This window comes from Pseudomonas sp. HPB0071 (assembly GCF_000478505.2).
GTDB lineage: Bacteria > Pseudomonadota > Gammaproteobacteria > Pseudomonadales > Pseudomonadaceae > Chryseomonas > Chryseomonas luteola.
The window spans coordinates 3,455,401-3,468,240 of sequence record NZ_KI517367.1 but is presented as its reverse complement, the minus strand read 5'-3'; the positions used below and the strand labels follow the sequence as shown (position 1 = coordinate 3,468,240).

Sequence of the window (12,840 nt, the reverse complement as noted above, 5' to 3'; positions counted from 1 at the left end):
TCAGGCAGAACGTCGTGAACTCCTTCCTGTGAAGATGGCCCACAGCAATAGCGCATAGCACACTGCGGTTACCAGGTTGCCGACGGCGTTGAGTAACGCATACGCCCACCCTGGCGCCAGTGGGATCTGCCAGAGCGGCAGTAAAACCGGCAATGCCAGCGTAAGCGCGCTATAGGCTGCAAGCCAGACAAGCAGGATGACCATACTCAACAGGCATAACAGGCTCGCCTTGCGGTGCGTTCGCCATTTCAGGCAAGCCACCAGCAGCCCTGTCAGCCAAACAAGCACCAGCGGTACATTGCCTAGCACTCCAATCATCGGCAGCCAGCTTGCGGCCTCGGTCGAGCCCATCGACACCTTTACCTCTTCACGCCTAATGTAAACAGACTCACAAAATGGCGAACGAGTTCACACCGTTAAGCAGCTACCTGAGCCTCTTGGCAGAGCTGATTGGCCAGTATTCCAATCGTCATCAAAGCGCGCTCGGTTTGTCGATTCCACGCCATCCCGCAATTGAGCCGAATACAATTGTTGAATTGATCCGTATTGCTGAAAATAATGCCTGGCGCAATGCTGATGCCCTCCTGCAACGCTCGGAGGTGGAGATCCTTCGTATTGACCCTGGCTGGAAGGCTCACCCATAGAATGAAGCCGCCGATAGGTCGGCTCATTTGGGTTCCCTCAGGGAAGTACTGTTGAACGGCTAGCTGCCACGCCGTCATATTCTTGCGGTATTCCTGCCTGATGGAGCGTAGATGACGGTCATACCCGCCATTTTCAAGATAAGCCGCTACACCCATTTGCGTGAGACTACAGGCAGAGTGGGTGGTAAAGGTCTGTAAGCGCTGAATGTCCGACTGGTATTGATTGGCAATGACCCAACCGATACGCACACCAGGTGAGATCGTCTTGGAAAAACTTGAACAATAGACCACCCTGCCGTTCCGATCATGGGCTTTCAACGCCTTCGTCGCACCGACCTCATAGAACAATTCACCGTAGATATCGTCCTCAATGATCATGAAGTCTCGCTCATTGGCAAGCCTTAGCAGCTGCTTTTGACGCGCCTCAGGCATTGTACTGCCTAGGGGATTGCTCAGCCGGGAGGTCATGACCAGCGCCTTTACAGGCCACTGCCGCGCGGCCAGCTGCAATGCCTCTACGCTTAGACCGGTCTGTGGGTCACAGGGAATCTCGACCACCTTGAGACCTAGCACATCAGCCAATTGCAGCAAGCCGTAATAGGTAGGCGATTCGGTAGCGATCAGATCACCTGGTTTGGTCAGCACACGCAGGGACATCTGCAAGGCATCCACACAGCCATGGGTAATAACAACCTCAGAAGGCGCTACCGAGACCCCGGCATCCCGCATACGGATCGCAACCTGGCGGCGCAAGGGCTCGTAACCCGGGCTGTACATATAGCTGAACGCACGCTGACTGTGAAAGCGCGTCACCTTGCTGATCTGCTGATGCAGGGCCCGGATAGGTAGAAAATCCACATTAGGAATGGCAGCCCCGAAAGGAACCACGTCATCTCGTCGGGACTCCAGAAGCACTTGATTGATAATGTCACCGCGAGTGACCAGGGTTGGCCGCTCTACCCTGCCGATTTCAGGTGTAGGCGCTGTCAAGGCAGGCGTCTGGTGTACGTAAAACCCTGACTGGGGACGAGCCCGGATAAGCCCTTGGTCTTCCAGTGTGGCATAAGCTTGTAAAACACTTGCGTGACTGACGCCCAACTGCTGACTCATCTTGCGAACAGAGGGAACGCGCTCGCCCGGTTGGTAGACACCCCGGCGAATATCTTCAGCCAACTGATGAGCGATACGTTGATAGAGCAACAGATTCGTCATGGCACGCATTCCCTTGGTCACTGAACCGAAACAGTAGCATCGTCTTACCAGATTGCACCGGTACAGCTTGGTAAATTTAGGACAATACAGCCAGTGCTAACGGATAATCAGTCGGCAATGAAACAAGGGATGCCGCTTTTAAGCATGAGCGCGACAGGCGGGCCGTTTAAACCTGCCGTTTACGCTCAACGTGCCGGTATGAAATTACCGTTTTCGTCAGAAAACACCACTTCGACTCGGCGATTTTTGGCGCGGCCCTCGGCCGTCCCGTTGGATGTCACCGGATAATCCTCGCCATATCCAATGACCTGAAGGCGGCCTGCCTCTACACCTAATGCACTCAAGGCCCTGGCGACGGCATGGGCACGCTGTTTGGAGAGGGAAAGATTGCGATCCTCATCACCGGAGTTATCCGTGTAGCCTTCGATTCGGATCTCCCGCTTGGGGTTGATTTGAAGAAACTGGGCAAGCTTGAGAACCGTTTCATTAGCCGTTGGATTGAGTTGTGATCGTCCCGGAGCAAACAACACATCGCCCAGCGTCATGACGAGACCGCGCTCTGTCTGAGTCGTACCCAGGTTAAACAGCTGATCGGTAAGCCATACGTTACGCTCTCGTGCAGAACGGAGTTCTTTTTCCCGCAACTGCAATTGCAGGCGTTCGATCTGCAGTTGTAATTGGGTCGCCTTGTCCTGGCTCAAGCGAAGGCTTGCATGCTCTCGGGCGATATCGCTGTAGCGTTGGCTCAGGTAGGCAAAGTGGCGTACATCTTTGCTGCTTCCCCAATAGCCAGCCAGCTGCTCCGCCTTGTCCAGGGTTTCCTCGGCTCTTTTTACATCCTTGGGTGCGCTACGCAGCACGTCGGAATCAGTCTTGACCGTGGCATACCTGGATTTGGCGTCCTGTAACGCCTGCCGAGTAATGGTGCTGCTGCTCGTACACCCTGTGATCATTGAAAACGCCAGCGCAAGTCCAGCCACCGACAGTACCGAACGTATCATGGCGTACTCTCCAAACGCTTTTGTAATCGGGCGATCTGCTTGTTGAGTTCATCCACATGTGTCTGGCTCTTGTTATTGAGCACCTTGGCCTCGGCCAGGCGAGCGTCGAGTTCAGCCTGTTCCGCCAATACACGAGCTTTTTTGTAATCTTCAACCCGCATGGCTTTTCGGGCCCGTTCAAGCTTGTCGTTGGCGAGGCTGTATTCAGGAATGGAGTCATCCGCCCCAATGTCATGGGCTTGGTCGAATGCCTGGGTGGTCAGTTTCATTTGCTCGGATGGTGCGGGATCGTTGGCGCACCCGGCAAGCAACAGGGCCAAAACAGAAGCTGCCCAACAATAAGATTTTTTCACTATCTGGTTTCCTGCAGAGTCAGGCGACAGCTCTATGACGCTGCCTAAAACCAGAATTTTGTCATGTTGAAAGGCATTTGTCCGTCAACAAAAATCTACCCAATAAAAAACCCGCTCGATCGAACGGGTTTTTAGGAGGTTATTGCTTATATCGACTTTTCAAGCTCAGGGATTAACTCGAACAGGTCACCTACCAGTCCATAATCAGCCACCTGGAAGATTGGCGCCTCTTCATCCTTGTTGATGGCCACAATGACTTTCGAGTCTTTCATACCAGCCAGGTGCTGAATCGCACCGGAGATGCCTACCGCAATGTACAACTGCGGCGCAACGATCTTGCCTGTTTGACCAACCTGCATGTCATTGGGTACGAAGCCTGCGTCCACCGCTGCGCGAGAAGCGCCTACGGCAGCACCCAGCTTGTCTGCCAGGGAGTACAGAATCTTGAAATTATCACCGTTCTGCAAACCACGACCGCCCGATACCACCACTTTCGCAGCGCCCAAGTCCGGGCGACCTGTCGTGGCCAATTCTTCGTTCACGAAGCGGGAAATACCTGCATCCTGTACGGAAGAAACCGCTTCGATAGCGGCAGAACCACCTTCGGCAGCAACCGGATCAAAACCAGTAGCGCGCACGGTAATAACTTTTACCGGAGCGGATGACTGCACGGTTGCAATCGCATTACCGGCATAGATGGGCCGCTTGAAGGTATCCGGACTTTCTACCGAAATGATCTCGGAAATCTGATCCACGTCTAGTAGCGCAGCAATACGTGGCATGAAATTCTTGCCGTTCGAACCGGCTGGCGATAGTACGTGGGTGTACCCATTGCCTTTAACCAGCTCAACAACCAACGGCGCCACGTTTTCTGGCAACTGGTAGGCGTAAGCAGCATTATCGGCAACCAACACCTTGGAAACGCCCTCGGCTTTGGCAGCAGCTTCAGCCGCACCACCGCAGCTCTGACCGGCGATCAGAACATGAATATCACCACCGATGGCTTTGGCTGCAGCCACGGTATTGAGCGTTGCGCCATTGAGCGCAGCATTACTGTGTTCGGCAATGACCAGAATAGCCATCAGATCACCTTCGCTTCGTTCTTGAGTTTTTCGACCAGTTCAGCAACCGACTTCACCTTGATACCTGCCTGACGGCCAGCCGGTGCTTCCACCTTCAGCGTCTTGACAGTCGAAGCCGTGCTAACACCCAGAGCGTCCGGCGTTAAGACATCCAGTGGCTTTTTCTTGGCCTTCATGATGTTTGGCAGCGAGGCATAACGCGGCTCGTTCAAGCGCAGGTCAGTGGTCACGATAGCAGGCAGGTTCAGAGCAACGGTCTGCAGCCCTCCATCGATTTCGCGGGTCACGTTCAATACGTCGCCATCACGCTCGACCTTGGAAGCGAAGGTCCCTTGGGCAAAGCCGGTCAGTGCACCCAGCATCTGACCCGTCTGGTTGTTATCACTGTCAATAGCCTGCTTGCCCATGATAACCAGCTGGGGTTGTTCCTTGTCGACAACCGCCTTGAGCAGCTTCGCAATCGCCAGCGAGCTCAACTCTTCATTGGTCTCGACCAGAACGGCACGGTCCGCTCCCAGAGCCAACGCCGTACGCAGTTGCTCCTGCGCAGCGGTTGGGCCTACAGACACGGCAACGATTTCGGTAGCGATACCTTTTTCCTTCAGGCGCACCGCTTCTTCAACGGCGATCTCACAGAAGGGGTTCATGGACATCTTGACGTTGGCCAGGTCAACACCGGAGTTATCGGGTTTGACGCGGACCTTGACGTTGTAGTCCACCACTCTTTTTACAGCTACAAGAACCTTCATGAGTTCCTCATTATTCTGTAGTGAATAAATAGGGTAGCCAGGCAGGCCTAGCCGATCGAATCGACCAAATAACGGCTCTCGGCTTACAAATAACCATTAACCGCCGTATGTTGACTGCATCAGTCGAGAGGGTCAACGCTCCAAGGCAAGTCGGCGTGCTGCCAGAAGGAAATGCGATAGGCTAAAGGCATCACAGTTAAAGGGTACTTGCCTTTAGCAAAGGCCGTCCGAACGCTTTTTTAACCAAGCCATAATGCAAACAGGCAGTTACCCGACATAACCCTAGCCGCTTCTGGAGGCAGCACAAGCAGAATGTACCAGTCCGAGAGAAAATTCAAACAAACGTTTGTATTGGACCTCTGGAAAGACCCCTATATAATGTTTTTCTTTATTACAGCCGCCAAAATATAACTAGCATCAATGCCTTGAGGAGACTGTCCGTGGAACGCGAATTTATGGAGTTCGACGTTGTTATTGTCGGCGCCGGCCCGGCAGGCCTTTCCGCTGCCTGCCGATTGAAGCAAAAGGCGGCTGAGACCGGTCAGGAAATCAGCGTCTGCGTTGTAGAGAAAGGCTCCGAGGTCGGTGCTCATATTCTCTCTGGCGCCGTGTTCGAGCCGCGCGCACTCGATGAACTGTTCCCTAACTGGAAGGAACTGGGTGCCCCGCTGAATACGCCAGTCAAGCGCGACGATATCTACCTGCTCAAGGACCCCGAACGTGCCAGGAAGCTGCCTGACTTTCTTGTCCCCAAGACCATGCACAACCAAGGCAATTACATCATTTCCCTTGGGAATCTGTGCCGCTGGCTAGCCCAGCAGGCTGAAGGACTAGGTGTAGAAATCTATCCAGGCTTCGCTGCGCAGGAAGCCCTGATTGATGAGAACGGCATTGTGCGCGGTATCGTAACCGGCGACCTGGGCGTAGACCGCGAAGGAAACCCCAAGGAAGGCTACTACACGCCCGGCATGGAACTACGTGCCAAATACACCCTATTCGCCGAAGGTAGTCGTGGGCATATTGGCAAGCAATTGAGCCAGCGTTTCAACCTGGGCGCCCATGCCGATGTGCAGCACTACGCGATAGGCATCAAGGAAATCTGGGATGTCGACCCTGCCAAGCATGAGCAGGGCCTTGTTGTGCATACAGCAGGCTGGCCGCTAGACGATGATAACCCGGGTGGCTCATTCCTCTATCACCTGGAAAACAACCAGGTCGTAGTGGGCCTGATCGTGGATCTGTCCTACAGCAACCCTTACCTCTCGCCCTTTGATGAATTTCAGCGCTACAAGCATCACCCGGTAATCAAGCAATATCTGGAGGGCGGCAAGCGTGTATCTTATGGCGCTCGCGCCATCACTAAGGGCGGCCTGAACTCACTTCCCAAACTGGCGTTCCCAGGCGGTGCATTGATCGGTTGTGACGGCGGTACGCTCAACTTCTCGAAGATCAAGGGCAGCCACACGGCGATGAAAACCGGTATGCTGGCCGCTGAAGCCATTGCCGAAGCCCTGGTAGCCGGGCGTGAAGCTGATGAGCTGACCCGTTATCTGGATACGTTTAAGAACAGTTGGGTGTACGAGGAGCTCTACAAGAGCCGCAACTTCGGCGCTGCCATCCACAAATATGGAGCAATAAAGGGCAACGCCTTTAATTTTATCGAGCAGAACCTGTTTGGCGGCAAGTTACCCGTTACGCTGCATGACACAACGCCTGATTATGCCTGCCTGAAAAAGGCGTCTGAATCCAAACGGATCGATTATCCCAAGCCTGATGGCAAAATCAGCTTCGACAAACTGTCCTCGGTGTTTCTCTCCAATACCAACCATGAAGAGGACCAACCTGTTCACCTGAAGCTCAAGGACCCGTCCATTCCGATCGACCGCAACCTTCCGCTCTACGACGAGCCTGCGCAGCGTTATTGCCCTGCTGGTGTATACGAAGTTGTGACGCAGGAAGACGGCGAGAAACGCTTCCAGATCAATGCCCAAAACTGCGTGCATTGTAAGACGTGTGATATCAAGGATCCTTCCCAAAACATCACCTGGGTACCGCCAGAAGGCACTGGCGGCCCCAACTACCCTAACATGTAACAAAAAGGGCTCCCCAGGGAGCCCTTTCTTATTTCAGTCATGCCGAGCCACCGGGAAAAACGCCCCGCCACTCCATAGGCCCTGCCACATCACCCCCTCATAATGTTCCAGCGACATACATTCGACGAGCCGATAGAAGACATTGCGATGAATCAAGGCTTCGAGGCTATCCCTTACAAGCACGTATGGCGAAGGCTCTTGCGTACTAGGATCAATGACCACGCGCAGGGGATGATCAGCATTGGCTTCCACCGTATCGCCTACTTGGGTTGTAAAGCACAAAACCTGATTTTGCCTTTGACCTTGTACATCACAATCAATGGCCACAAAGGGAGCATCCTCAACCTGAATACCTACCTTTTCAACAGGCGTCACTAACACATAGCCTTGCTCATCCTTACGCAGGATGGTTGAAAACAGCCGGACCATGGCAGGTCGATTTATAGCAGAGCCTTGGTAAAACCAAGTGCCATCGCGCGCGATACGCATGTCGATATCGCCGCAGAAGGGGGGATTCCATGAATGAACCGGCGGCAATGCCTTACCCTCCCCGTTCGGTAACTGGGCGATCAGGTCATCAACCTTATGCGACTCACTCATGAGCACTCCTTATCGCGTCAAACCCAACAGATGCTGAGCATACTCCGCAAGCGGAGGCGCTAGCAGGTCTTCGGGTTTCTCATTGTAAAATGTCAGGAAACCGCCCCGGCTGCGAATACGGGCCGTATCGACCAGATAATAAGTTGCCGTTTCGATCAGCATGACCTGAACCACACTGCGGTCCCGACCTACTCGATCCAGCGCTTCCTGATCCTCCCACTCCTGCCAGTTGCCAATGGCATCATCAGCGGCTGCAAAGCGGGTATACAGCAGATAGTGAGCCCCTAGGTTACGTGCCTCGAGTATGGCTTCATCCAACCCAACGGGCCCTTTGGCACGCCGTATCCGCGGAAAATATTCCACGAAACCATTGAAGGCCTGTTCCGCTACGACATTGGGCCTGGCGTATGGATGCCCTGGCGGCACGAACGCACCTTGTGCGATATAGATATAAGAGTCCGGCTGCAACCGGAAGTTGTTCAATCGCTGTGTATGGCTGTAGTCAAGAAACCCAGCATCCCTTAGATGATAGGTAGTACCAGCAGCCATATCACTGACATTCATACAACCGGACAACAATACAATCGCACAAATGGCGAGGAAACGACGCATCTCTTTCTCCTGAACCGGCGACGAAAAACCGGCGCTGACACGCGTCTAGCAGTTTCCAGGCCAATCTATACGCTAGCCCCCGATGATCTTCATCACCGTTACACCACCAGAGAACGCAACGTCCTGCTTATCGCCCAAGGCCTTGACCAGCAACCGCTGTAGCGCCGGAAGCGCTAGATGACGGGGCTTGTCCAGCAAATCACCAACAAAGTGGCGATTACTGGATGACAAGCAGCCATGCAGCCAACCTGTTGAAGACAAGCGTAGACGCGAACAGCTACGGCAGAAAGGTACGCTTTCATTCGCAATAACGCCGAAGTAGCCCCCACCCTCTACCTGATAACGCAAGGCAGTGGCGTCTACAGGCGCATCAGCCTGTACAAAGGGATGGACCGCACCGATGATCTCTAAAAGCTCTGCCAACCGTACGAACTGCTGCTGGAAGCCGTTGGGATCACGCGCGAGATGCCCCATCCTCATCAGCTCGATAAACCGTAACTCGAAGCCGCGCTCGAGACAGTATTCGAGCAGCGGCAATATCTGATCAAGATTCTGGCCACGCAATGGGACCATATTGACCTTGATTTTAAGTCCTGCCTGACGGGCTTCTTCAAGACCTGCAAGCACCGTCTTCAGGTCGCCTCCCCGCGCGAGTACAGGGAAGGCTTCCGCATCGAGCGTATCCAGAGAGACGTTCAGACGGCGAACCCCGTTGTCGATGATGATGGGCAGCTTTTTAGCCAGCAGCTGGCCGTTAGTGGTAAGACTAATGTCTTTGAGCTTTAAGGCGGAAACCGCCTGCAAGAAAGGCTCGAACTTGGGAGTGACCAGTGGCTCACCACCAGTAATACGCAGACGCTCGATGCCTGCAGCCTCAATAAGGTATTCAACACCACGAGCCATGGCATCAGCCGATAACTCATCTTGAGCCGCTACGAGGCGTTTCCCATTGGGAACACAATATGTACATGCATAATTGCATGCAGCGGTTAAGCTGATCCGTAGGTTGCGAAAGGCTCGACCCTGACGGTCAACGATCATGCTTGAACTCCAACTGCTTAACAGAGAAAAAAGATATCTGGGTCGAGAACGATTTATTCAAGCTCAGACTTTCGGACTTCACCGGGAAGCCGGTATTTCCGTGTCTCGCTTACGGCGGTTACCCATACGCACGCCAATGTCCATGAGAAACTGAAAAAATCCGTCCTGATCTTCAATGACATCTCGCCAGAAGGGAGAGTGGTACAAGGCTACCGCCCCGTGCACCAGCGCCCAGGCAGCGCAATAGTGAAAATAAGGAGGAACATCTTCCAGCTTCCCTTCAGCGATTCGTCCCTTGATCAGCTGAGTCAAACGATCGAAGTTTGACGCTCTGATCTTATGCAATTGTTCGACCAACTCAGGAACCTGATTAGCTTTGACCACCTTTTCTTCCAGCCGGTCAAAAAGCCTGTAGCGCTGAGGGTCGCGCATACGAAACTCAAAGTAGTCCCGGGACAGAGCTTCCCGATCACGTGCCACGTCTTCCGAGTGAAACAGCGAAGCCAGGTCTCGCTCGTAATCCAGCATCAGGCGAAGATAGATCTCGGCTTTGGATCGGAAATGTTTATAAATCGTTCCTTTTCCAATCCCGACCGCGTCAGCGATCATCTCTACAGTAACACTGTCCTCCCCTTCTTCCAGGAAAAGCTTGAGGGCTGTGTCTAGAATCTCCTGCTCACGGCGGCGAAATTCACGGACCTTTCGAGGTTCTTTCTGCATAGAAATAAGTTTCTTTTTAGAGTCTGAATGCGGAAGGTATCGGTAGGGGAAGCTATTACCATCGGCTGGCACAACGCGAGATGGACGATACGCATCTGACAGGCGATGTCACATTGATTACGGCATTATGCCTAAAAATACATATTTTTGTATGGATGAGCCTCTTATGAACACCTGGATGAACGAGTTTCCGCATCATGAAACCCTGCGCTACCTCAACCATGCCGCAGTAGCGCCTTGGCCAGCGCGTGCATCGCAGGCCGTAGCGGCGTTTGCACAGGAAAACGTTATCCAGGGAGCCAAGGATTACCCCGCCTGGCTTGAGATTGAGCAGCAGCTGAGAACACACCTGATGAAGCTGCTTAACGCGCCCAGCACGGCAGATATCGCCTTGGTCAAGAATACGTCAGAGGCCCTGTCATTTGTTGCGCTTGGTCTGGACTGGCGGGCCGGCGATCAAGTGGTCATCAGCAATGAAGAATTCCCATCGAACCGAATCGTTTGGGAGGCACTGTCCCGCTTTGGAGTCGAAGTCATTGAGGTCAATCTGGCTGGGACAGATCCTGAACAGGCGCTGCTAGAGGCCTGTACGTCCCGGACACGCCTGCTGGCGATCAGCGCAGTGCAATATGCAAGCGGCCTACGCCTGGACTTGGTCAAATTAGGCCAGGGCTGTCGCCAGAAAGGCGTACTGTTGTGTGTTGATGCAATTCAACAGCTAGGCGCACTTCCTCTGGACGTACAAGCCTGCGAGTGCGCCTTTGCCATGGCAGACGGGCATAAATGGATGCTAGGCCCAGAGGGGCTTGGCGTTTTTTATTGTCGGAGTGATCTTAGAGAGCAGCTGACGCTAAATGAATATGGCTGGCATATGCTCGATAATGCTGGTGATTATAACAGTCGAGAATGGAAACCTGCACGCACCGCCCGCCGCTTCGAATGCGGTAGCCCCAACATGCTCGGCGCTGTCGCCTTGAAGGCCAGTCTCTCATTGCTCGATGAGGTAGGCATGGTGCAAGTTGCGCAGGAATTACATACCAGAATGCACATGTTGATTGAAGGACTGAAAGCACTTCCCGGCGCTCATGTCCACAGTGCGATAGATCCCAATCGCAGAGCTGGCATTCTAACGTTTACGCTGGATGGCAAAGACAATACGACTCTTTTTGAAGGCCTGAAGCGCGAGAACATTATCTGCGCTCAACGCGGTGCAGGCATCCGCCTTTCGCCACACTTTTACACACCGCAACAGGTACTGGATGAGACGCTGGATATCATCCGGAAGCTGTCGCGATAAGTGCTCAATGAAAGGTTGCCTATTCCAAATCTGTTTAAAAAATGATCAATCCCGACTGGATGTTCCCCATGGCTGATCAATACTTCTACTTACCGGCAGCGCCACTCCCCCGAGGCGTTATCGGTGGGATACATCGCTATTGGTGCATCCCGTTAAACTCCTAATGGTCTTGGCCCGGTTAGCAAAAACCGGGTTTTTTTTGACTATTGGTTTTATACAGCTTTTGCCAGAGGAAAGAGCCGGTAGAAATTTTCTGTAGTTTGCTCGGCCAGTGCTTCCAGCTCGACACCACGAACCGAAGCTAAAAACTCAGCCACTTCACGCACATATTGAGGGAGGTTCGGTTTGCCACGATAAGGAATAGGCGCCAGATAAGGCGAATCGGTTTCCACAAGAAGCCGATCGGCTGGCACCTGACGAGCCACTTCACGCAATGCCTCGGCATTTCGGAACGTCACGATTCCTGAAAGAGAGATATAAAAACCCAGGTCCAGGGCAGCCTTGGCCATTTCCCAGTCCTCGGTAAAACAGTGCAATACTCCTGCCGCAGTCAGATCAGCCTCTCTGAGCAAGGCCAACGTGTCAGCTCTGGCTTCACGGGTATGCACAATAACAGGTTTACCGGTAATCCGCCCCGCCTCAAGATGCAACCGAAAGGACTGCTTCTGCAGCTCAGCGCTTTCAGGCTCGTAATGATAGTCCAGCCCGGTTTCTCCGATGGCGACCACACGAGGATGATCCAGCTCGCGCAACAGCCACTCCAGCGCAGGCTCCTTTTCAGCAGAAACATCCAATGGATGAATTCCAACAGAGCAATGCACGTCCGGGTAACGCTCGGCAACAGTCTTCACATCGGCAGCATTTTCGGCGCTTACACCAATGCATAGAAAGTGCCCTACGCCTCTCTCCCTTGCCGCCTCAAGCGCCGCGTCCAGCGATCCATTATGAGCCGTTAGATCAAGGCGATCTAGATGACAATGGGAGTCGATCAGTTTCATGGGTTTTCCTGGTAAAAACGTGCGCTTTCAGCAAGGCCATGCTTGCACGAAAGAAAGAATTACATGGTATGCGTAGGGCGGTCCGACTTGAGCGTACCCGCCAAATAGGTCTCGATCTTGTTTCGAGCCGTGTTATCGCCGTCATTGAATTGAACGCCAACCCCAGCAGCACGATTTCCCTGTGCGCCCCGGGGCGTTATCCAGACGACCTTTCCGGCAACAGGGATTTTTTCAGGCTCATCCATCAGGTTGAGCAGCATGAATACTTCATCCCCTAGCTTGTATGACTTGTTTGTTGGAATAAACAGGCCACCATTACGGATGAAAGGCATATAGGCGGCATACAGTACTGATTTGTCCTTGATCGTAAGGGATAGAATTCCGTTTCGAGGACCCAGATTCGGAGGCAAACTCATACGACAGCACTCAACCATTATT

Annotated in this window: 14 protein-coding genes; 2 read left to right on the top strand and 12 right to left on the bottom strand. The window is 53.3% G+C overall.

Annotated features, from left to right (window positions below):
• From HMPREF1487_RS16150 to HMPREF1487_RS16125, 6 genes are all read right to left on the bottom strand, one after another.
• Complete coding sequence (locus HMPREF1487_RS16150; RefSeq protein ID WP_125912962.1) at window positions 1-357, bottom strand: hypothetical protein; 357 nt, start codon at window positions 355-357, stop codon at window positions 1-3.
• Between the two features lie 59 nt (window positions 358-416).
• The gene (locus HMPREF1487_RS16145; protein ID WP_010797750.1) at window positions 417-1,856 is read right to left on the bottom strand and encodes an aminotransferase-like domain-containing protein; all 1,440 of its coding nucleotides are present in this window, start codon (window positions 1,854-1,856) and stop codon (window positions 417-419) included.
• A 185-nt stretch (window positions 1,857-2,041) separates the two neighbouring features.
• Entirely contained in the window at window positions 2,042-2,857 is an 816-nt protein-coding gene (locus HMPREF1487_RS16140; protein ID WP_010797749.1) for an OmpA family protein, read from the bottom strand.
• The gene (locus HMPREF1487_RS16135) at window positions 2,854-3,210 is read right to left on the bottom strand and encodes a DUF4398 domain-containing protein (RefSeq protein ID WP_010797748.1); all 357 of its coding nucleotides are present in this window, start codon (window positions 3,208-3,210) and stop codon (window positions 2,854-2,856) included. The genes HMPREF1487_RS16140 and HMPREF1487_RS16135 overlap by 4 nt, the downstream gene beginning before the upstream one ends.
• Window positions 3,211-3,356: 146 nt before the next feature.
• Window positions 3,357-4,292 (bottom strand): electron transfer flavoprotein subunit alpha/FixB family protein, encoded by a 936-nt coding sequence (locus HMPREF1487_RS16130; RefSeq protein WP_010797747.1) that lies wholly within the window; start codon window positions 4,290-4,292, stop codon window positions 3,357-3,359.
• Entirely contained in the window at window positions 4,292-5,041 is a 750-nt protein-coding gene (locus tag HMPREF1487_RS16125; protein ID WP_010797746.1) for an electron transfer flavoprotein subunit beta/FixA family protein, read from the bottom strand. Before HMPREF1487_RS16125 ends, HMPREF1487_RS16130 begins: the two co-directional genes overlap by 1 nt.
• Before the next feature lie 440 nt (window positions 5,042-5,481).
• On the opposite strand from HMPREF1487_RS16125, the gene HMPREF1487_RS16120 reads away from it, so the two are divergent.
• Window positions 5,482-7,134: an electron transfer flavoprotein-ubiquinone oxidoreductase gene (locus HMPREF1487_RS16120; protein WP_010797745.1), complete on the top strand. Its 1,653-nt coding sequence runs from the start codon at window positions 5,482-5,484 to the stop codon at window positions 7,132-7,134.
• Window positions 7,135-7,167: 33 nt separating this feature from the next.
• Here the strand turns inward: HMPREF1487_RS16120 and HMPREF1487_RS16115 are convergent, their stop codons facing one another.
• The 4 genes from HMPREF1487_RS16115 to HMPREF1487_RS16100 all read right to left on the bottom strand — a co-directional run bounded on the left by HMPREF1487_RS16115 (window position 7,168) and on the right by HMPREF1487_RS16100 (window position 10,107).
• Complete coding sequence (locus HMPREF1487_RS16115; protein ID WP_010797744.1) at window positions 7,168-7,734, bottom strand: DUF1285 domain-containing protein; 567 nt, start codon at window positions 7,732-7,734, stop codon at window positions 7,168-7,170.
• A 9-nt stretch (window positions 7,735-7,743) separates the two neighbouring features.
• Window positions 7,744-8,346: a DUF4823 domain-containing protein gene (locus HMPREF1487_RS16110; protein WP_010797743.1), complete on the bottom strand. Its 603-nt coding sequence runs from the start codon at window positions 8,344-8,346 to the stop codon at window positions 7,744-7,746.
• Window positions 8,347-8,418: 72 nt separating this feature from the next.
• On the bottom strand, window positions 8,419-9,387 hold the full coding sequence (locus HMPREF1487_RS16105; RefSeq protein WP_010797742.1) for a GTP 3',8-cyclase MoaA: 969 nt from the start codon (window positions 9,385-9,387) through the stop codon (window positions 8,419-8,421).
• A 78-nt stretch (window positions 9,388-9,465) separates the two neighbouring features.
• Window positions 9,466-10,107: a TetR/AcrR family transcriptional regulator gene (locus HMPREF1487_RS16100; protein WP_010797741.1), complete on the bottom strand. Its 642-nt coding sequence runs from the start codon at window positions 10,105-10,107 to the stop codon at window positions 9,466-9,468.
• A 166-nt stretch (window positions 10,108-10,273) separates the two neighbouring features.
• Here HMPREF1487_RS16100 and HMPREF1487_RS16095 point away from each other — a divergent pair, with 166 nt between their 5' ends.
• Complete coding sequence (locus tag HMPREF1487_RS16095; protein WP_010797740.1) at window positions 10,274-11,404, top strand: aminotransferase class V-fold PLP-dependent enzyme; 1,131 nt, start codon at window positions 10,274-10,276, stop codon at window positions 11,402-11,404.
• Between the two features lie 212 nt (window positions 11,405-11,616).
• Here the strand turns inward: HMPREF1487_RS16095 and HMPREF1487_RS16090 are convergent, their stop codons facing one another.
• Complete coding sequence (locus tag HMPREF1487_RS16090) at window positions 11,617-12,402, bottom strand: TatD family hydrolase (protein ID WP_010797739.1); 786 nt, start codon at window positions 12,400-12,402, stop codon at window positions 11,617-11,619.
• Window positions 12,403-12,461: 59 nt separating this feature from the next.
• Window positions 12,462-12,818: a PilZ domain-containing protein gene (locus HMPREF1487_RS16085; RefSeq protein WP_010797738.1), complete on the bottom strand. Its 357-nt coding sequence runs from the start codon at window positions 12,816-12,818 to the stop codon at window positions 12,462-12,464.
• Between the last annotated feature and the right edge of the window lie 22 nt (window positions 12,819-12,840).